The 20,819-nt window shown below is 31.0% G+C and carries 17 protein-coding genes; 11 read left to right on the top strand and 6 right to left on the bottom strand.

Annotation, left to right across the window (positions count from 1 at the left end; translation table 11 throughout):
- Window positions 1–16: 16 nt before the first annotated feature.
- The 6 genes from HKP59_RS09720 (at window position 17) to HKP59_RS09695 (ending at window position 7,078) form a co-directional block, all read left to right on the top strand.
- On the top strand, window positions 17–1,609 hold the full coding sequence (locus HKP59_RS09720; RefSeq protein ID WP_291806231.1) for a hypothetical protein: 1,593 nt from the start codon (window positions 17–19) through the stop codon (window positions 1,607–1,609).
- A gap of 2 nt (window positions 1,610–1,611) precedes the next feature.
- Window positions 1,612–2,616, top strand: a complete 1,005-nt coding sequence (locus HKP59_RS09715; RefSeq protein WP_291806229.1) for a VWA domain-containing protein — start codon at window positions 1,612–1,614, stop codon at window positions 2,614–2,616.
- 65 nt (window positions 2,617–2,681) lie between these two features.
- A complete protein-coding gene (locus HKP59_RS09710) occupies window positions 2,682–3,734 on the top strand; it encodes a VWA domain-containing protein (protein ID WP_291806226.1) in 1,053 nt (350 codons plus the stop codon).
- Between the two features lie 3 nt (window positions 3,735–3,737).
- On the top strand, window positions 3,738–4,553 hold the full coding sequence (locus HKP59_RS09705) for a tetratricopeptide repeat protein (protein WP_291806223.1): 816 nt from the start codon (window positions 3,738–3,740) through the stop codon (window positions 4,551–4,553).
- Between the two features lie 10 nt (window positions 4,554–4,563).
- Window positions 4,564–6,324, top strand: a complete 1,761-nt coding sequence (locus HKP59_RS09700; protein ID WP_363289134.1) for a BatD family protein — start codon at window positions 4,564–4,566, stop codon at window positions 6,322–6,324.
- A 1-nt stretch (window position 6,325) separates the two neighbouring features.
- Window positions 6,326–7,078: a tetratricopeptide repeat protein gene (locus HKP59_RS09695; RefSeq protein WP_291806217.1), complete on the top strand. Its 753-nt coding sequence runs from the start codon at window positions 6,326–6,328 to the stop codon at window positions 7,076–7,078.
- Here the strand turns inward: HKP59_RS09695 and HKP59_RS09690 are convergent.
- Both HKP59_RS09690 and HKP59_RS09685 read right to left on the bottom strand, forming a co-directional pair.
- Complete coding sequence (locus tag HKP59_RS09690) at window positions 7,075–8,193, bottom strand: TlpA disulfide reductase family protein (protein WP_291806214.1); 1,119 nt, start codon at window positions 8,191–8,193, stop codon at window positions 7,075–7,077. The two genes, HKP59_RS09695 and HKP59_RS09690, sit on opposite strands and share 4 nt — an antisense overlap.
- Before the next feature lie 70 nt (window positions 8,194–8,263).
- Window positions 8,264–8,779, bottom strand: a complete 516-nt coding sequence (locus HKP59_RS09685; RefSeq protein ID WP_291806211.1) for a CvpA family protein — start codon at window positions 8,777–8,779, stop codon at window positions 8,264–8,266.
- Between the two features lie 64 nt (window positions 8,780–8,843).
- On the opposite strand from HKP59_RS09685, the gene HKP59_RS09680 reads away from it, so the two are divergent.
- On the top strand, window positions 8,844–9,197 hold the full coding sequence (locus HKP59_RS09680; RefSeq protein WP_291806208.1) for a hypothetical protein: 354 nt from the start codon (window positions 8,844–8,846) through the stop codon (window positions 9,195–9,197).
- Here the strand turns inward: HKP59_RS09680 and HKP59_RS09675 are convergent.
- Window positions 9,194–9,988, bottom strand: a complete 795-nt coding sequence (locus HKP59_RS09675; protein ID WP_291806203.1) for an SDR family oxidoreductase — start codon at window positions 9,986–9,988, stop codon at window positions 9,194–9,196. The two genes, HKP59_RS09680 and HKP59_RS09675, sit on opposite strands and share 4 nt — an antisense overlap.
- Before the next feature lie 75 nt (window positions 9,989–10,063).
- On the opposite strand from HKP59_RS09675, the gene HKP59_RS09670 reads away from it, so the two are divergent.
- Window positions 10,064–11,407 carry a redoxin family protein gene (locus HKP59_RS09670; protein WP_291806200.1) on the top strand — a complete coding sequence of 448 codons (1,344 nt, stop codon included), beginning with the start codon at window positions 10,064–10,066 and terminating at the stop codon, window positions 11,405–11,407.
- On the opposite strand, the gene HKP59_RS09665 is transcribed toward HKP59_RS09670, so the two are convergent.
- Both HKP59_RS09665 and HKP59_RS09660 read right to left on the bottom strand, forming a co-directional pair.
- Window positions 11,404–11,763 (bottom strand): YraN family protein, encoded by a 360-nt coding sequence (locus HKP59_RS09665; protein WP_291806197.1) that lies wholly within the window; start codon window positions 11,761–11,763, stop codon window positions 11,404–11,406. The genes HKP59_RS09670 and HKP59_RS09665 overlap by 4 nt on opposite strands.
- 23 nt (window positions 11,764–11,786) lie before the next feature.
- Entirely contained in the window at window positions 11,787–12,797 is a 1,011-nt protein-coding gene (locus HKP59_RS09660) for an LD-carboxypeptidase (protein WP_291806195.1), read from the bottom strand.
- A 143-nt stretch (window positions 12,798–12,940) separates the two neighbouring features.
- On the opposite strand from HKP59_RS09660, the gene metG reads away from it, so the two are divergent.
- The 3 genes from metG to HKP59_RS09645 all read left to right on the top strand — a co-directional run bounded on the left by metG (window position 12,941) and on the right by HKP59_RS09645 (window position 19,782).
- Window positions 12,941–14,998 (top strand): methionine--tRNA ligase, encoded by a 2,058-nt coding sequence (gene metG, locus HKP59_RS09655; RefSeq protein ID WP_291806192.1) that lies wholly within the window; start codon window positions 12,941–12,943, stop codon window positions 14,996–14,998.
- A 54-nt stretch (window positions 14,999–15,052) separates the two neighbouring features.
- Window positions 15,053–17,389, top strand: a complete 2,337-nt coding sequence (locus HKP59_RS09650; protein ID WP_291806190.1) for a T9SS type B sorting domain-containing protein — start codon at window positions 15,053–15,055, stop codon at window positions 17,387–17,389.
- A gap of 269 nt (window positions 17,390–17,658) precedes the next feature.
- Window positions 17,659–19,782: a Tex family protein gene (locus HKP59_RS09645; RefSeq protein WP_291806186.1), complete on the top strand. Its 2,124-nt coding sequence runs from the start codon at window positions 17,659–17,661 to the stop codon at window positions 19,780–19,782.
- Window positions 19,783–19,858: 76 nt separating this feature from the next.
- On the opposite strand, the gene HKP59_RS09640 is transcribed toward HKP59_RS09645, so the two are convergent.
- Window positions 19,859–20,689, bottom strand: coding sequence for a BT1926 family outer membrane beta-barrel protein (locus tag HKP59_RS09640; protein ID WP_291806184.1), 831 nt, complete (start codon window positions 20,687–20,689; stop codon window positions 19,859–19,861).
- Window positions 20,690–20,819: the final 130 nt, after the last annotated feature.

Here is a 20,819-nt window from a genome sequence, read left to right as displayed (position 1 = left end):
TTTGAAGTTGGATAAAATGAAAAAAGTATTATTTTTTTTAGTGTTTTTAATTGGTTTCTTTGGGTTTTCTCAAGAAAACGCTGTTTCTATTGAAACAGATACTACAACTATAAAAATTGGAGAGCAAATTCAATACAAAATAGCCGTAGATGAAATTAACAATGTTATTTTTCCAAAGTTACAGCTAGATAGTTTAGGAAAAGTTGAAGTAGTTGAATCGCTGCCAATAGATACGTTAAAAAACAGATTAGAAAAGAAGTATCTACTCACAAGTTTTGATAGTGGTCAATACGTAGTACCAAGTCAAATGGTGCTCATTAACAATAAACAGTTTTTTACAGATTCACTTTTGGTAAATGTGGCAACCGTAAAAGTTGATACACTGAAACAAAATATGTTTCCTATAAAATCTATCAAAAAGGAACCAAAAACTTTTGATGATTATAGACACTTATTATGGTGGTTAATTCCAATTTTAATTTTGATTGCTGTTATTTTATATGTTGTTCTTAGAAAAAAAGAAAAGATATTAACTCCAAAAGTATATGTAGCTCCAATTCAAGAGGCTTTACAACGATTAAAAGAGCTTGATGAAAAACAACTTGTTCAACAAAATAAAATAAAAATATACTATTCTGAACTTACAGATATTGTAAGAACATATATTGAGAAAGATATTCATATTCCAGCTCTAGAGTCAACAACAAATGAATTAATTGAAACAATTAATGACTTTAATGAGTCTAGTAATTTAGGAATATCAAAAGAAACTATTAAGCAGTTAAAAGAGGTGTTAGAAAGTGCCGATTTAGTAAAATTTGCGAAATCTAAACCTATTATTGATGAAATAAGGAATGATAGAACCACGGTCGAAGATATATTAAAAAACACTCAACATGCAGTTCAAACAAAGAACGCTGAAGAGCAAAACAATATAGTTACTGATAAGCTCACTGAAGAAGAGGTTCCTAAAGTTAAGAAAAGTAATTTTTCAAAGTATCTTTTCATTTTTATTGCTGTTTTTGTGATTATTATTGGAACTGCTGGCTATTTTGGTTATACCTATTTAAAAGATACCTATACTGGAAATAGCACATCAGAAATGAAAGCTGGTGAATGGTATACATCTTCTTATGGAAATCCTTCAGTATCTATTGAAACTCCAGAAATTTTACAAGCACAAAATGTTGAAATTCCAGATGATTTAATGGGTGTTGTAGAAGGAGTTACTACCTACAATTACGGAAGTTTAATTGGCGATTTTTATGTAGAAGTATCTACAACCAATTTTGTAAATGAGTTAGAAAATTTTGATTTTGATGCAGGTATTCAACTTACACTGCAACAAATTGCGCAAAAAATTGACACTAATTTCACAAATTTATATCAAGAAATTAGAATTAATAATGGTGTGGAGGGTAGAATAGTAACTGCGAATTATGAAGTTGAAAATCCAGTCACTCAAGAAACAAGTAGTAATATTTTAACCTTGTTGTTTTTTGAAGATAGCAAGAACATTCGTCAGGTAATTATTACTCAATTAGCTGAAGATGAAAATGCCAAAGAAGTAAATGAACGAATAGTAACATCAATTTCTTTAAACCAATAAGTATGTTACAGAATTTTGAATTTTTAAATCCGCAATTTTTATGGTTACTAGTGGTAATCCCACTTTTAGCTGGATGGTATTTTTTAATTAGAAATACAGACAGTGCAACGTTAACTATTGCAAGTACAAAAGGTTTTAAAGTAAAACCTTCTATAATCACTAAATTTAAGCCACTACTCTATATTCTAAGATTAGCCGCCTTAACGTTATTAATTGTTGCATTAGCAAGACCAAGAAACGTTGAAGTAAGTAAACGAACTAAAACAAATAAAGGAATTGATATTGTAATGGCAATTGACGTTTCAGCAAGTATGTTAGCGCGTGATTTAAAACCGAATCGTTTAGAGGCTTTAAAACTTGTGGCTACTGAGTTTGTAAATCAACGTCCTAATGACAGAATTGGAATTGTAGTTTATGCGGGAGAAAGTTTTACGCGAACTCCAATTACAAGTGATAAACGAATAATTAGAAACACCATTTCTGAAATTAGATGGGGAGATTTAGATGGTGGTACTGCAATTGGAATGGGCTTGGGTTCTGCAGTAAACCGTTTAAAAGAAAGTAAAGCGAAAAGCAAAGTTATTATTTTGTTAACTGACGGTGTAAATAATACGGGTTTTGTAGATCCAAAAACAGCAACAGAATTAGCTATTGGACTTGGAATAAAAGTTTATACCATTGGTTTAGGAACTAACGGAACGGCCTCATTCCCTTATGCGAAAGACCCCACAACAGGCAAACTACTGTTTAGAAGTTCACCTGTTGAGATTGATGAAGATTTACTACGATATATTGCAAAAGAAACAGAAGGTAAATATTTTAGAGCAACAGATAACTTAAAATTAAAAGCAATTTATAACGAGATAAATAAGTTAGAAAAAACAGAAATTGAAGAGTTTAAATATTACAATTATCAAGAAAAATACAGAATTTTAGTGGCACTTGCTGCATTTTTAATTTTAATTGAAATATTGTTGAAGCATACAATATTTAGAAGTTTTATATAAATTTAAATAAAATGGATTTAAAACTAAAACATACAATTTACTAAATAACAGATTTAACACTAATTATGTATCAAATAGAAGAACCAACATATTTTATATACCTAGCAATTATTCCAGTAATATTTGTGTTGTTTTTACTAGTGTTTTGGTGGAAAAAGAAAACCCAAAAACGTTTTACAGATGCTCATTTAATGCAAAAGTTAAGTCCTTCTTCATCCACTTTTAAATCGTTTTTAAAAATTGTGATGGTAAGTTTAGGGTTGGCATTTTTAATTGTTTCTTTAACAAACCCTAAAATGGGAACGAAATTAGAAACAGTAAAACGCCAAGGAGTAGATATTGTTTTTGCTTTAGACGTTTCAAAAAGTATGTTGGCCGAAGATATTGCTCCAAGTCGGTTAGATAAAGCAAAACAAATAGTCACAAAAATTATTGATAATCTGGGTAGTGATAGAGTAGGAATTATTATTTACGCAGGGAATTCATATCCGCTATTACCAATTACAACTGACCACGCAGCAGCTAAAATGTTTTTGCAAAATGCCAATCCAGATATGGTTTCCAGTCAAGGAACTGCTATTAATGAAGCGATTGAAAAAGCAATTACCTATTACGATAATGAAGAGCAGACAAATCGATTTTTATTTATAGTATCGGATGGTGAAGACCATGAAGAAAATACCATTACTTTAGCACAAGAAGCACAGAAAGAAGGAATAAAAATATATACAGTAGGTATAGGTTCAGTTGATGGAGGCCCAATTCCAATGAGAAATGTTGGTGGAGGAATTAGTTATAAGAAAGATAGTAAAGGTGAAGTGGTAATAACCAAAATGAATGAGCAAGTTTTAAAAGATATTGCGAATGAAGGAAAAGGGCGATATATAAATGGGAATAAAACTCAAGAGACTATTGATATTATTAATGATGTATTGGTGAAAGCTGAAAAAAATGAATTTGAATCTAAACAATTTTCAGATTATAAAGACCAATTTCAGTGGTTTATTGCTTTCGGAATTTTATTTTTAATAATTGACATACTATTGCTTGAAAAGAAAACTAAATGGGTTCAAAAGTTGAATTTATTCAATCAAACTGAAACATCAAAAAATAAGTAACAAATGAAAAATATCATATTTATATTATTTGTATGTTTTGCAAACTTGGTTTTTTCGCAGCAAAAAAATCAAAAAGAATTAGAGCGAGAAGCTAGAGAAAATATACGAGAGGGAAATGAGTTGTATAACCAGTTAAAGTTTAAAGAAGCTGAAATTGCCTATAAAAAAGGGTTGTCAAAAAATCCAAATTATCCAAAAGCTTCTTACAATTTAGGGAATGCTATCTACCAACAAGACAGAAATAAAGAGGCAGTTAGTCAGTTTGAATTAGTTGAAAAGACCTTCAATGAGAAAATGAGCAAAGCAGAAGCTTACCACAATATGGGTAATTCATTTATGAAGGAAAAGCAATATGATAAAGCGGTTGAGGCTTTTAAAAATTCAATGAGAAATAATTCTAAGGACGATGAAACACGTTATAATTTAGCATTGGCAAAAGAGCTTTTAAAGCAACAGCAGCAGGATAATAAGGATAACAAAGACAATAAAAAGGACAATAAGGATAATAAAGACGATAAAAATAAAGACAAAAAAGAGAAAGATAAAGAAGGAGGAGACGAAGAAAAGAAAGAGGATAAAAACAAAGAAAAAGATAAGGGAAAAGATAAGGAAGATGATAAAGGAGACGAAAAGAAAGACCAAGACAATAAAAAAGACGACGATAAAAAACAAGATCAAAAACCAAGACCAAATCAATTGTCTCCTGAGCAAATAAAGCAATTATTGGAAGCCATGAATAATGAGGAAAATAAAACTCAGAAAAAATTAAATGCAGAAAAGGCCAAAGGCAAAAAAATAAAACAAGAAAAAGACTGGTAGAATGAAAATTATGAAGTTTTACATACTAGCTATTTTATTGTTTACCACGCATATTAGTATTGCTCAAATTGAGTTTAAGGCAGAAGTAAGCAAAAATAAATTAGGGGTAAATCAACGCTTTAAAATTGAGTTTACGGTTAATAAGCAAGGTGCAGACAATTTTGTACCACCAGCATTTACTAATTTTAAAATTGTTGGAGGACCAAGTTCGTCTGTAAATCAATCCTGGATTAATGGAAAAGCTAGTTATTCTCAGGCATATATTTATATCATTCAGCCAAAAAAAATAGGCGAATTTACTATTGAGCCTGCAAAAATTGAATACAAAGGCGAAACGTTTACTTCAAATGCTGTTAAAATTACAGTAACTAAAGAAGTTGAAATTCCAAAAGACCCTAATAATCCCGAATATGTTGCACAACAAAGTATTCATTTAGTTGCAGAAGTATCAAATTTAAGTCCTTATGTTGGTGAGGGAATTTATGTTGTTTATAAGTTATTCGTCAGCGAAAATATTAATTTGAATGGTTCACGAATAACTGAATCGCCTCAATATAAAGGTTTTTGGAATCAAGATATTTTAGTAAAAGATGTAAATTTTAAAAGAGGTAAGTATAATGGGGAAGACTATAGATATGTAATTCTTAAAAAAGCTGTCTTGATTCCTCAGCGCTCAGGTAAACTCGTAATTGAACCTATTGAAATGGATTTTTCATTAGGAATACCAACAGGTAGAGGTGATTTTTTCGGAAATATGATCACCAGAAATATTAATTATTCTACAAAATCAGCCACAAAAAATATTCAGGTGAAAGCACTTCCAGAAGAAGGAAAACCAATAGATTTTTCGGGTGCAGTAGGTGAATTAGATTTTAAAGTAACAGCGAATAAGAAAGTATTAAAAGCAAATGAAGCTTCACAAATAAAAGTTGAAATTTCTGGAAGAGGTAATTTAAAATTATTTGAAATACCAAAAATAACCACTCCGGCTGAATTAGAAGTTTATACTCCAGAACATAAAGAACAAGTAGCAACTTCATTAAATGGTTTAAGAGGTACTATTTCTGATACCTATACGGTAGTTCCTCAATTCAAAGGAAAATATAAAATTCCAGAAGTTACATTCTCTTATTTTAGTCCAAAAGAAAAAAAATATAAAACCATTACAACTGACGCTATTATTGTGGATGTTACAGAAGGAAAGGAATTACCTTCATCAGTAGCTGCTAATGGAAATACTATTCAAAAACAACAAGTAGTTTCGAACGATAATAATTTTAGGTTTATAGCATTGAACACAACATTTAAGCCAATTATTGAAGAAGAATTTTTAAATTCAACATTGTTTTATGTCTTACTACTTTTTCCATTTTTAGCAATTCCAATAGCCATTATTATTGGTAATAGGAGGGCAAAACGAGCAGGAGATGTATTTGGAAATAAAATTAGAAAAGCTGATAAATTAGCACGTAAATACCTATCAACAGCTAAAAAACAATTAGGAAATCAAGAAGCATTTTACATTGCTCTGGAAAAGGCCTTACATAACTTTTTAAAAGCAAAATTACATGTTGAAACTTCAGAAATTTCACAGGAACGAATTGCTGAAATTTTAAAAAATAAAAATGTAGAAGATACTGTTATTGAAGAATTTGTATCGGTATTAAATAACTGTGATTTTGCACGTTATACACCTTCAACAAATGTGCTGATGAATCAGGATTTTGATAAGGCAAAAAATATAATTACCAAAATTGATAAGTATTTGTAATATGAAAAAATTAGTTTTTAGCATAGCACTTCTTTTTAGTTTGGTAGCGGTTTCTCAAACATCAAACGATTTATTTTCGAAAGGAAATACTTTATATCAAACAGGTAAATACACAGAAGCTATTGAGGTATATTCAACTATTGAAAAGCAAGGATTAATTTCAGATGATTTATTTTTCAATTTAGGGAACTGTTACTATAAATTAAACAAAGTTGCTCCATCCATTTACTATTTTGAAAAGGCGTTAAAAATAAATCCAGCAAATGAAGATGCTTCCATTAATTTGGCATTTGCAAAACGAATGTCAATTGACGTTATTGAAGAGTTACCTAAAACGTTTTTACAACGTTTTTCGGCCAATGTTATTCAAAAACTACCATTTGATACTTGGGCAATTATCGCCGTTTCTGCGTCGTTTTTAGCCGCTATATTATTCCTTCTATATTATTTCTCTTATTCATCTAGAAAGAAGCTATTGTACTTTAATACTTCAATTTTTGCTATTTTTGTGTTAGCAATAAGCGTGTTTTTTGCATTCCATAATTACAAAACGGTTCAAAAAGATAGAACTGCTATTATTTTTGTTGCTAAGGTTGAAATAAAAAATGCACCATCAACAAGTAGCGAAGTTGTTTTTGAGCTACACGAAGGTACAAAAGTTATTCTCTTAGATGAACTTGATAAGTGGAGAAAAATTAAAATTGCCGATGGTAAAGTTGGTTGGATTTATGCAGATGATTTAAAAGAAATTTAGTTAGCAAAGAGTCTATTAATCTTTTCTTTTAAAGTTTTTCCGTGAATATTCACTGCAATAATTTTGCCATTTGAGTCAACTAAAAAATTGGTTGGCAAAGCGGTAATACCATATTCAATAGCAATAGGAGTGTCAAAACCTTCTGTAGTTGAAACTTCAGCCCAAACTCTTTTGTCCTGATCTAAAGCCTTCAGCCAACGATCTTTTTTTGAGTCTAAAGAGATTCCATAAATTTCAAATCCTTCTGATTTATAAGCTGCATATAATTCGTTTAATAAGACGCTTTCAGTTCTGCAAGGTGGACACCAACTAGCCCAAAAATCGATTAACGTATATGTTTTTTTTATACTATCTAAATCAATGTTTTTATTTGTTGAGTCAGGCATTTCTATGTTAGAAATAATACTTCCAACACTCGTTTTTTTAAGTAGTTCAATTTTATCTTTTAGTTTTTGAGTAATTTCTAGTGTTGGACGTTTTTCTTCAAAATCATCTACTAATGCTTCGAGAAATGGTAGATTTTCATTTCCATTCCAACGAATTGATGTTGGGTAAATAGCTACAGAAGTTCCCATATTCTCCTTTATAAATCCAGTGAGTTCATTTAAGTGTTTGTTATAATTTTCAACTTCGAGCTCTCGGAGTTCGGCTATAGTTGTTTGATTTGCCCCTGATTTTTTTAATTCTTTGATTTGTTTTCGAACAGAGCTTACTAAGCGATTGAGTGATTCTTTTCTAAAAACTTCATACGCATTTAACAGTTCAGTATCAGGTGAGCCAACAATGCTGATATTTTCACTCGAAGTTCCTTTAATTGTTAGATGCTGGTCTTTATCAATTGCTAGTTGTATTGTTTTTTTATCAAAAGTTAGGGTGTAAATGTTGGGCTCTAGCAAATAAGCTGTATTAAATTCACCTCGTTTATTAACTGTTAATGTATCAATAATTTTCACGGTTTTCTTTTGAAGATTTTCAATTTTAGAAAACACGATATATTGAGTAGTTAGATTTTCTACTTTTCCTGAAATACTAAAAGAATTTTTATTTTTTGGTGTACAACCAATAAAGAGTAATATAAGAAATGTGATTAATAAGTTACTAGTTTTAAAAGTCATAAAAATTTAAATTGATTGTTACTTTTGACGTACGTATTTTTATTTCCTAACAAGAATAGGTTGACTTTAACTATTCAGAAATAATTTTATCAGACTCATCTTCAACAACTTTTAAAAAATTAGGAAAAAGAGTTGGAGCTAGATTTTTAATAGGTTCATATAAAATGGCGTCCTCTTTTTGTTCATCAGAAATAAAAGGAATAGTGTTATTTAATTTGGTAAAAACTAATAATACGATACTTAAAATAAGTCCAATTTTTAGCGCTCCAAATACACCACCAAGTAGTTTGTTTAATAAACCTAATGAAGCAAAATCAGCAATTTTTGTAAGCATTTTACCAAGTAATGCAATAACCAAAACAATGATTGCAAATGTGATTGCAAATGCTATTATTGTGATATAGCGTTCATCCCACATAACTTTTTCAGCTAAAAAATCTCCAACAAAATAAGAGAAATGGATAGCGCCATAAACACCAGCAATTAAAGCCACTAAAGAAGCAACTTCAACAAATAATCCTTTTAATAAACCTCTAATAAATCCGAATATTAAAAGAACGGCAATAATAATATCAAAAGTATTCATATCATAGTTTTTGTAAATATACATGAATCGATTTGTATATTTGCAGCCTAACTAATAATTTCAAATGTCAAGAGATCAAAAATTAAAAGAAGATTACAATACGTTAGTCTCTATATTAACGGCAAGATTTGGTGAAGGAGAAACACTTAATTTAGACGCTATTATTTACTTAATTGGTGTTCAAGAATTAGGAAAAGGAACTATTGAATATAAGAAAGATGATAAGGTAAATTTAATGCATATAGCAATTTGCAGGTTGCTAGAGCCTTTTGGATATTATGAATTTGATTATTTTGATGATGATGGTTGGCCGCATTATAAATTAATAGAGGAATTACCAGAATTAAAAGCAGGCGAGCAAACTGTTCTTATGAAAGAAGCTATTGTATTGTATTTTAAAGAAAAAGAACTGATTTAAGTTACAGCTAACTTCCGAATCATTATAGAAAGTAATTTTGGAAAAAATCGTTTTACATAAACCGCTAATTTTTCTTTAAAACCGCCAATATAAACTTCTTCTTTTTCTCTTTTTACAGCTGATAATAGCAATTTCACAAAACGTTCACTTGATAATCCGTTTTTAGTTGCATGATCCATTTTTTCTTGAGGACTTCCGTCTCCAGTTAATGCATTTAAAGAAACGTTCGTTTGAACAAAACCTGGACAAGCTAAGGTAATTTTAATGTTGTTGTTGTAAACTTCAGCACGTAAACTATCAAAAAAACCGTGTAACGCATGTTTTGACGCAGAATAAGATGAGCGTAACGGAGTTCCAATTTTTCCAACAATACTTGTGGTAACAACAAAATAGCCGCTATTTTTTTCGATAAAATGAGGTAACAATGCTTTTGTAAGTGCAACAGTTCCTAAATAATTAATATCCATAATGCGTTTATCAACTTCAATTTCAGTATCTTTTGCTAAAGCACGCTGACTAATACCGCCGTTATTGAATAAGACATCAATACCATCAAAAAGCAATAAAGCGGCTTTAGTTTTTGACGCTAAACTGTTGTAATTTTCTAAATCTAGCGGTAGTATTTTTATAGTTGAAGAATTGTCACATTCGTTTTGTACCTGTTTAAGCTTTACTTCATTTCTAGAAGATAGAATAAGTTGAACGTTTTGTTTTGAAAGTTCAATAGCGAGTGCTTTTCCAATTCCAGAAGACGCTCCCGTAATCCAAACAGTTTTATTCGTAAAATTCATACATTAAGTTTTACGCAAAATAATAAAAATAGTTACATTTGGCTTGATTATTGAAAAAATCATAAAAAACAGAACATGATTAAAAATATGTTGGTGGTAATTGCACTACTATCTTTCTCGGCTCAAAGTCAAACACTTATTAAAGGAACTTTAAATCCGCCACAAGAGTTTAGTTGGATTGTGTTATACCAATTACAAGGAACAAAACAGTTGTATATCAAAAATGTAACCATTACTAATGGAGAATTCACTATTGATCTACCCGAGAATACGCCAGAAGGAATGTATCGTTTGCTATACAGTCAGCAAAATAATGGGTTTGTTGATTTTATTTATAATGGAAAAAGTGTAGAATTAAGTTTTAATCCAGATAACCCATTAGAAAGTGTAGCGTTTTTGAATTCAGAAGAGAATAGCACCTATCAAAACTATTTAATTGATTATTCCAATCAGCAACAAACATTAGACTCATTGCAGGTTAATTATTTTAGCGTACAAGATGAAATTGACAAAACAAATACGTTGAATTTGTATACTACGGAATTTAAAAAACAACAAAAGATTCAGGAAACTTACGAAACCTTAACAAAAGAATTTTTAGCCAATCATTTTATAAAAGCGAATAAAAAATATTATTCAGAACAACTTTTTGACACACCTCAAGAATATTTAAATAGTGAAAAAGAACATTATTTTGATTTTTTAGATTTTACAGATAAGCAATTATTAAATTCGACTTTTTTAAGTGAGAAGGTGATAGACTATGTTTTTTATTTAAATGGTTCAGAAGACGTAGAAATGCAAAATGGACTGTATAAAGAATCTGTAAATGAGGTTATTAATAGATTAGGTGACGATTTGAATCTAAGAAGTGATATGTTAATGTTATTATTACATTCATTTTCTCAAATTGAAAATACAGTTTTACTTGATTTTGTGATGGATAACTATTATTTAAAACTTCCAGAACAACTGCAAGATCAATCATTTTTAAGTCAAATTCATGAAAAAGTAAGGCTTGCTATTGGGAAAACAGCACCAGAAATTACTTGGGAGGAAAATGGCATTCAAAAGAAATTATCTGAATTATCCATTGCTAAAATTTATATTGTTGTTTTTTGGAGTACTGGATGTTCGCATTGTTTAGTGGAAATCCCTCAACTATATGAGTTTACAAAAGAAAAGGAAAATATTCATGTAATTGGGCATACCTTAGAGAATGATGATATAGGATTTAACATATACACTCCTAAATATGAAAAATGGACAAATATATTGGGCTTAGAAAAATGGCAAAATCCTATGGTTAAAGAATATCAAATAACAGCGACACCAACCTATTTTATATTGGATGAGCATAAAAAAATTATTGCAAAACCTGATTATTTTAGAGACGTAAAAGCGTTTTTTGAGGATTAAAAATAAAGGAAAGCATCTTCTAAATGTTCAATTTCTAAGGCATTGTTATTTTTTAGAATAGCAATAATATCAAACCGAACGTCTAGGTCTAATTCTTTTGAAATTACATATTGGTTAATTGCTTCAACCAAAAGTTTAATTTTCTTTTGATTCACAAAATCTTGAGGATTTCCAAAGTAGTTATTAGAGCGTGTTTTCACTTCAATAATAGCTAATATTTCATTTTTTTTAGCAATAATATCAACTTCTGCTTTTTTAAACCTCCAATTTTTTTCTATGATTTGATAACCATTTTTTAAAAGAAATTCTTCGGCAAGTTTTTCACCTTCTTTTCCTAACTCATTATGTTTAGCCATTTATGCAATTTTTTTAAGCTACTTTAATCGTTAAATTTAACTGTTGAGTGTTTTTTACCAACTTTCATTTCAATTTCTCTTCCTAAAAAAATGGCTTTATTAACATCATCATGACCCGCAGGGAAACCAAATAAAATGGGAAAGTTATATTCTTTTGTTGCTTCTAATACAATTTTTTCAACAGTTTGTCCAAAAGGAGTTGTATTTTTTTTAACATTGGTCATATCACCAATAATTATTCCACTACAATTTTTAAAATAATCACTTCGTTTTAAAGCGTATACCATTCTATCTATATGATAAAGATATTCTCCCACATCTTCAAAAAAGAGTATTTTTTGATTGGTATCTATGGAAGAAACAGAACCTAATAAACTTTGTAAAATCGATAGATTTCCACCAACTAACTGACCTTTTGCTTCTCCAACCTTATTAAAGCTTGATTCCTTAATTTTATAACTCAACGATTTACCAAAAAGTGCTTTTTTAAACGTTTTTACAGTTTTAATTCGCTTTTTTTCTTCAATGTTCATATTTACAGGCATCATTGCATGTAAAGTTTCATATCCTAAATTATGTATATGACTATGAAGCACTGTAATATCAGAATAGCCGATAATCCATTTCGGATTTTTCTTAAATTCAGTAAAATCTAATCCGTCTATAATTCTAACAGTACCATAGCCACCTCTTCCGCACCAAATGGCTTTTACATTTTTTGAATCTAAAGCTGTTTGAAAATCTTGAATACGCTCATTGTCAGTTCCTGAGAAATGAAAATTATTCCCAAAAAGACGCTTTCCCAAAATCACCTGCAATCCCCAACTTTCAACAAGTTTAACAGCTTCTTCTATAGGTTGTTGGTCTTTTAAGATACCAGCAGGTGCTACAATAGCTATGGTATCACCAACTTTTAGATAGTCTGGTCTAATTAAAGATACATTGGATGTACTTGGTTGAGCAAATGTAAGGCAAGTTGTTAATAAGCTAAAAATGAATACTTTAAGTACACAAATATGGATTGTTTTAGGCATTGTGGCTCTTTTTAGTAAAAATACTATTATTATGTAGAAACCCAAATGTATAACTCTGAAACATTTTATGTGCAATTCAGCAGTTAAACAAATCTAAAAATCAACATTAATCCTTATTTTTGTGCTTTCTTAATTATATTTTAATGAGCAATTTACAGAGATATACCATTACAGCAGCATTACCTTACACAAATGGACCAGTTCATATTGGACATTTAGCAGGTGTTTATGTGCCAGCTGATATTTATGCGCGCTATTTACGAGCAACCGGAAATGATGTAATTTATATTTGCGGATCAGATGAACATGGGGTGCCAATTACGTTAAAAGCAAAAAAAGAAGGAGTTACACCACAAGATATTGTAGATAAATACCACGCTATTATTAAAAAATCTTTTCAAGATTTTGGGATTTCTTTTGATAATTATTCTCGTACTTCTGCACAAGTGCATCACAATACTGCTTCTGAATTTTTTAAGAAATTGTACGATGAGGGTAAATTTATTGAAGAATCTAGTGAACAATTGTTTGATGAAGAAGCAAATCAATTTTTAGCAGATCGATTTGTTGTTGGAACATGCCCAAAATGTGGGAATGAAGAAAGTTATGGTGATCAATGCGAAAGTTGTGGAACAAGTCATAATGCTACAGATTTAATTAACCCAAAATCTGCAATTACTGGAAATGTGCCAACAACAAAAGTAACGAAGCATTGGTATTTACCCCTAGATACATATGAAAAATGGTTACGAGAATGGATTGTTGAAGGTCATAAAAACGATTGGAAAACAAATGTACTAGGACAAGTAAAATCGTGGTTAGACGATGGGTTAAAGCCTAGAGCCGTAACACGCGATTTGGATTGGGGAATTCCTGTACCTGTTGAAGGAGCAGAAGGAAAAGTGTTATATGTTTGGTTTGATGCTCCTATTGGTTATATTTCTTCAACCAAGGAATGGGCAGCTCGTGAGGGAAAAGATTGGGAACCTTATTGGAAAGATGAAAAAACTAAATTGATTCATTTTATTGGAAAGGATAATATTGTGTTTCACTGTATTATATTTCCTGCTATGTTAAAGGCAGAAGGAAGTTTTATTTTGCCTGAAAACGTGCCAGCGAATGAATTTTTAAATTTAGAAGGAAACAAAATTTCAACCTCTAAAAATTGGGCAGTTTGGTTGCATGAATATTTAGAAGATTTTCCTGATAAGCAAGATGTATTGCGTTATGCATTAACTGCAAATGCCCCTGAAACAAAGGATAACGATTTTACTTGGAAAGATTTCCAGGCAAGAAATAATAATGAATTGGTTGCTATTTTTGGGAATTTCATTAATAGAGTAGTGGTGCTTACCAATAAATATTACGATGGAATTATTCCTGAACCAAATGAATTCTCTGATATTGATAATGAAACGTTAGAAAAATTACAAAAATTTCCTTCTATTATAGGAAGTTCAATAGACAGATATAGATTTAGAGAAGCTTCACAAGAATTAATGAATTTAGCACGATTAGGGAATAAATATTTAGCAGATGAAGAACCTTGGAAAGTCATAAAAGAAGATCCAGAACGTGTTAAAACGGTGATGTATATTGCATTGCAAATTGCAACCGGTTTATCGATTGTAGCTGAACCATTTTTACCATTTACATCCACCAAATTAAAAGGAATTTTAAATGTTTCTAATAGTATTGCTTGGGATGATGTAGCTGATACAAATGAGTTAATTACTTCAAATCATAAAATTGGAAAAGCAGAGTTGCTTTTTGCTAAAATTGAAGATAATGAAGTACAGGCTCAACTAGATAAATTAGAGGCTACTAAATTAGCAAATGAAGCTGAAAACAAAGTTGTTGAACCTCAAAAGGAAACCATTGAATTCGATGATTTTACGAAATTAGACATGCGTGTTGGAACTATTATTGAGGCAATAAAAGTTCCAAAAACCAAAAAATTACTCCAATTAAAAGTGGATGTTGGGATTGATACTAGAACTATTGTTTCAGGTATTGCAGAAAGTTTTAAGCCTGACGATATTATTGGCCAAAAAGTAATTGTTTTGGTAAATTTAGCACCTAGAAAATTACGTGGCGTTGAAAGCCAAGGAATGATATTAATGGCAGATACACCTGATGGTAAATTAGCGTTTATTGAACCTGAAAATGATTCTGTAGCCAATGGTGAACAGGTAAGCTAGATTTTAATTGCAAGCTGCTTAAGTAATAGTTTGCTCGATTTTCCTACAATTTGAATGATGAAATATGCTATTGTTTTTGTATTTTTTTTAGTACCATTTTTAATAGATGCTCAAAATATCCAAGTTGATACCAATACCTATACTGCACAACAACTAATAGAAGATATTTTAATTGATAGTGATTGTATTACCAATGTAGAAGTTACTAACGTTGTTGGAGGCAATTTTAGTGGTGCAGATCAAAGTTATGGTTTTTTTGATGCAGCAGGTACATCATTTCCTTTTAAGAAAGGAGTAATGTTAAGTACTGGAAAGATTCAAAACACACAAGGACCTAATACAACATTAAGTGATGATGATGCTCCAAATTGGGATGGAGATAGCGATTTAGAAACTGCATTGAACGAATCAAACACAACCAATGCCACAATTATTGAGTTTGATTTTACTTCAGTAGCAAATCAAATTAGTTTTAAATATATTTTTGCTTCAGAGGAATATCAAGAGAATAATAGTAATACTTGTAATTATTCAGATTTATTTGGCTTTTTAATTCGGCCTATTAACAGTGCGGAATATACAAATATTGCCTTAGTTCCTAATACGCAAACACCTGTAAAAGTTACCACTGTTCACCCTTTTATTCCTAATGGTTGTGCTGCTCAAAACGATATCTATTTTGAAAGTTGGAATGATGCTACTGCCCCAATTAATTTTAATGGGCAAACAAAAGTATTAACAGCTACTGCAATTACAATCCCAAATGAAACGTATCACGTGAAGTTGGTGATTGCTGATGAGCAAAATTACAGGTATGACTCCGCTGTTTTTTTAGAGGCAGGAAGTTTTCAACTTAGCATGGATTTGGGAGGAGATAGATTGATTTCAAATAACAATCCACTATGTTTTGGAGAAATTATTGAAATTGGTGAATCAAATCCTGCAAGTGGTAGTACTTATAAATGGTTTAAAAACAATATTGAAATTCCCTTGGCTACTAATAGCACTATTATGGTTTCAGAAGCCGGAACCTATAGACTTGAAACTACTTTAGGTAATAATTGCATTTCTTATGGAGAAACTATGATTGAGTATGCTGAAGAACTTCATACAACTAAGGCTTATTTAGAATCTTGTGATAATGACACCGACGGTTTGACCTTCTTTGATTTACATTTGGCCGATTCTTTATTTACAATTGATTCTTTTTCAATGGTACCAGTAAAAAATTATTATGTATTGGAGAGTGATGCTATTCAACGTATAAATCCTATTTCTAATACAACTAAGTTTAGTGCTACACTACCTAATCAAATTATCTTTGCGAGGCTTGAAAATGAGTATGGTTGTTTTGCGGTGGAACCACTTACGTTAACTGCAAATTACACCACTTCAAACATTACTTCTTTTGAAGTTTGTGATGTTGATAATGATGGGTTTGCAATGTTTAATTTAAATGAGTTACGAATTCTATTAGAACCTGAGGTATCTCAAAGTGCAGAAATTATGTTTTATGCTTCCTATGAAGATGCTGTAAATCATAGCAATCAATTAAGTGATTCATATACTAATAGTGCAGCTTTTATCGAAGAAATATATGTAATAGCACAAACTACTTCTTGTGAGTTATTTACTATAGTTACTCTAAAAGTACTTTCACCTGAAGAACTGTTACCATATGAAGAAATTACTTTTTGTTTAGATGATAACAATACTAGCTTTACTATAAATGCTGGTTTCTTAAGTGATACTTATAATGAGAATTACATAATTGTTTGGGAAAAAGATGGTGTTGAGTTAGAACTCGATGATTTTGAGATTGAAGTCCTAGAAACGGGACTTTATCATGTTATTGTAACTAATCCATATGGTTGTACTTCAGAAAGAAATATTGACGTGACTATTTCTGAGGTTGCAATAGTTGATGCTATTTATATAGAAGAGGTGAACGGATTAAATAGCATTGAAGTAAGTACGTTAGGTGACGGAAACTATACCTATGCTTTAGATACAATTGAAATATTTCAAGAGAGTAACGTATTTTTAAATGTAATTCCTGGAGATTATATTATTTTTATTAAAGATAATAAGGGTTGTGAAACTGTAGAGGTTTTTGTTGAGGTGTTAGAAACTTTTCCTAAATTTTTCACTCCAAATAATGATGGTTATAATGATACTTGGAGCCCATCAATCGAGAAAATTGGAGGAAATTTAGCGACTAAAATTTATGTTTTTGACCGTTTTGGCAAAATGGTTAAAGAAATTATTCCTTTTGGACTAGGTTGGGATGGAACCTTTAATGGTGTGATGTTACCAAGTGCTGATTATTGGTATAAGATTGTATTAGAAAATGGCAAAGTGTTTAATGGTCACTTTTCATTAAAAAGGTAATGTAGGTAAAGTGATGTTTTTACATGGCTAAAAGCACTTGTATTTTTTTCAAAAAGCTCTTGTATTTTTTTCAAAAAGCTCTTGTACTTTTCATGCAAAGCTCTTGTACTTTTTCAAAAAGCTCAGTTACTTTTTGTATAAAGCACTTGTACTTTTATAAAAAGCTTCTTAACTTTTTTAATTTGAGCAGTTTCTTCATTTAAAATTGTTATTTTAGGTCTTTTGTCTAACGCTATAAGAGCACAAAAGTTTAGCTTACTTAGAATCACATGAACGCACTACAATTTATAAAAGCAAGTACTAATTTATCTGAAAAAAACATACATCAAACGGTTCTGCTTCTGAATGAAGATTGTACCATTCCATTTATTGCTCGATATAGAAAAGAACGAACTGGTAATTTAGATGAAGTTGAAATAGGTGAAATAGTAAAGTACAAGAGTCAATTTGAGGAGTTAGAGAAGCGAAAAGTAACCATTTTAAAAGCATTAGATGAACAAGATGTTTTAAGCAACGACTTAAGGCAAAAAATTAAAGCTACAACCGACTTTATTGCGTTAGAAGATATGTACTTACCATTTAAGAAAAAACGTAAGACAAAGGCTGAAACAGCTCGTTTAAATGGTTTAGAACCTTTGGCAAAAATCATAATGAGTCAAAAAGCAACTGATATTTATGGTATAGCATCTAAACACCTGAATAAGGAGGTAGAATCTATTGAATTAGCTCTAGAGGGAGCTAGGTTTATTATGGCAGAATGGATAAATGAACGAATGGACATTCGTAATATCATTCGATATCAGTTGGATAAATTTGCTGTGATTACTACTAAAGTGATAAAAAAAGTTGAAAATGATGAAAAAGCGCAAAAATTTAAAGATTTTTTTGATTTTTCTGAATTGTTGAAACGTTGTCCGTCGCATCGTTTATTGGCATTGCTAAGAGCGGAAAAAGAAGGATTTATTCGCTTAAAAATTGAGATTGATGATGAAATAGCGCTTTCTAAAATTGAAAGCCGAATCATTCGTTCAAGCAATGATTGCGCTTTACAAATAGAGCTTGCCATAAAAGATGCATATAAACGAATTTTATTTCCTGCACTTTCCAATGAAATTTTAAATATCGCAAGAGAAAAGGCTGATGATGTTGCAATTGAGGTTTTTGCAACTAATCTGAAGCAATTATTGTTAGGAGCACCTTTAGGAGAAAAAGCAATTTTGGCTGTTGACCCCGGATTTAGATCTGGTTGTAAGGTTGTGTGTTTAAATGCACAAGGAGGTTTAGCGTATAATGAAACAATTTATCCACATGCGCCACAAAACGATCGAATAGGTGCGATAAAAAAAATTAGTTCTTTGGTTGATGCTTACAAAATTGAAGCAATTGCTATTGGAAATGGCACCGCTTCAAGAGAAACAGAGCAATTAATTCGAAAAATAAGATTTAATAAGGATATTCAGGTGTTTGTGGTGAGTGAAGCTGGAGCATCTATATATTCGGCATCAAAGATAGCTCGTGGAGAATTTCCAAATTATGATGTTACCGTGCGCGGAGCTGTTTCGATTGGCAGGCGTTTGGCGGATCCCTTAGCCGAATTGGTAAAAATTGATGCAAAATCTATTGGAGTTGGACAGTATCAACATGATGTCGATCAACATAAGTTGAAACACAGTTTAGATATGGTTGTTGAAAGTTGTGTAAATGCTGTTGGGGTTAATATCAATACGGCGAGTGTTTCGTTACTAAGCTATGTTTCTGGTATTAGTGAGAAATTAGCTCAAAATATTATTAAGTATAGGAAAGAGCAAGGAGCTTTTACAACTAGAAATCAAATGTTAGAGGTTCCTCGTTTAGGAGCAAAAGCCTTTGAACAATCCGCTGGTTTTTTAAGGATAAAAAACGGCAAAAATCCTTTGGATGATTCTGCGGTTCATCCTGAAAGTTATCCAATTGTATCTGCTATGGCAAATGACTATAATTTACCTATTTCAGAATTAATTGGAAATAAACAAATTTTGCAAAGAATTGAATTTCAAAACTATACTTCAATAAATATTGGCTTACCTACATTAAAAGGAATTATTAGTGAGTTAGAAAAACCTGGTTTAGATCCAAGAGAAACTGCCAAGGTTTTTACGTTTAATCAACACATTCATACGATTGCTGATCTACGTGAAGGTCAATTGCTACCTGGGATCGTAAATAATATTACAAATTTTGGTTGTTTTGTTGACATTGGTATAAAAGAAAGTGGTTTGGTTCATATTTCTAATTTGTCTGATACCTTTGTGAGTGATGTGAATGCCATTGTTCATTTGCACCAACAAGTTATTGTAAAAGTTTTGGAAGTTGATAGTACACGGAAAAGAATTCAACTTTCTTTAAATTTTTAGTATCATTATTATTAGTATAAATAAAAAAAGGGTTACCGTTAGGTAACCCTTTTTACATTTCATATTAACCTACAAGTTAAAATTTAAACCCAAGTTTGAATGAAAATTGGGCAAAGAATGAAACTGTATTTGTATCTGCTTCTAGTTTAATCTGACCATCTGCTGGAGATTTTACACTAAATGCATAGTTATAAGAAACTGGTTTGATATCGAAACCAAAGAATACATCTTTGAGTACGTAATAATCTACACCTGCAACTGCTTGTATTCCAAACGCTGTTATATCAACGTGGCGTGCAGTTAAATCTGTAATGTTCACATCACCGTTGTCATCAACGGAAATAGATGGATCAAATAATGATCTTCTTGCGTAATCAAAAGGAAGAGCAACTCCTACATAAGGAAATAGCCTATCATTTTTTGTGTTAAATAGCCATTGAAAACCAAGTGTTGCGTTTGCATCAATTCGTTCATCAGCAACTACTGCATTGTAAGACTGGATAATTGTATTTCCATTCCCATCAATAACAGCTGGTATTGATAATTGCGATGGTGTGTTACGTATGATAGCACCTCCGCTTAAAGTAAGCGCAAATTTATCAGTTACATAAAATCTACCTTCAGCACCTACCATATTGCCAATACTGTTTGAGTTTGCATCTACGTCATTTGCGTAGGGTGCAACACCTGAAACAGAACCGTTAGAACTAGGAACTACAAGACCTCCATTTAGAAACGCCCCTCTACCAAAAAGCATGGCAGCGGTAAAGTCTCCTTTCTCTGGTGCATATTTAACAACATTGCAAGTATCACTACTTTTACAACTTGATTTTGAATCTTTACCCTGCGCGTTCACACTCGTAAGTGAGACCAGTAGGATAAAGCTTAATATTAAATATTTTTTCATATGTTTTAGTTCTTTAAGAGTTAAAAATTTGTTTTATAAAGGGCTGCCTTAACAGCCCTTATATATTTTACTTAAAGAATATCTTAGTTTCCTAATGCAGCTAACATTAAAGCTTCATATTCAGCAGCAA

Source organism: Lutibacter sp. (genome assembly GCF_013041805.1).
Lineage (GTDB): Bacteria > Bacteroidota > Bacteroidia > Flavobacteriales > Flavobacteriaceae > Lutibacter.
This window is presented reverse-complemented; position numbering and strand designations above follow the sequence as displayed.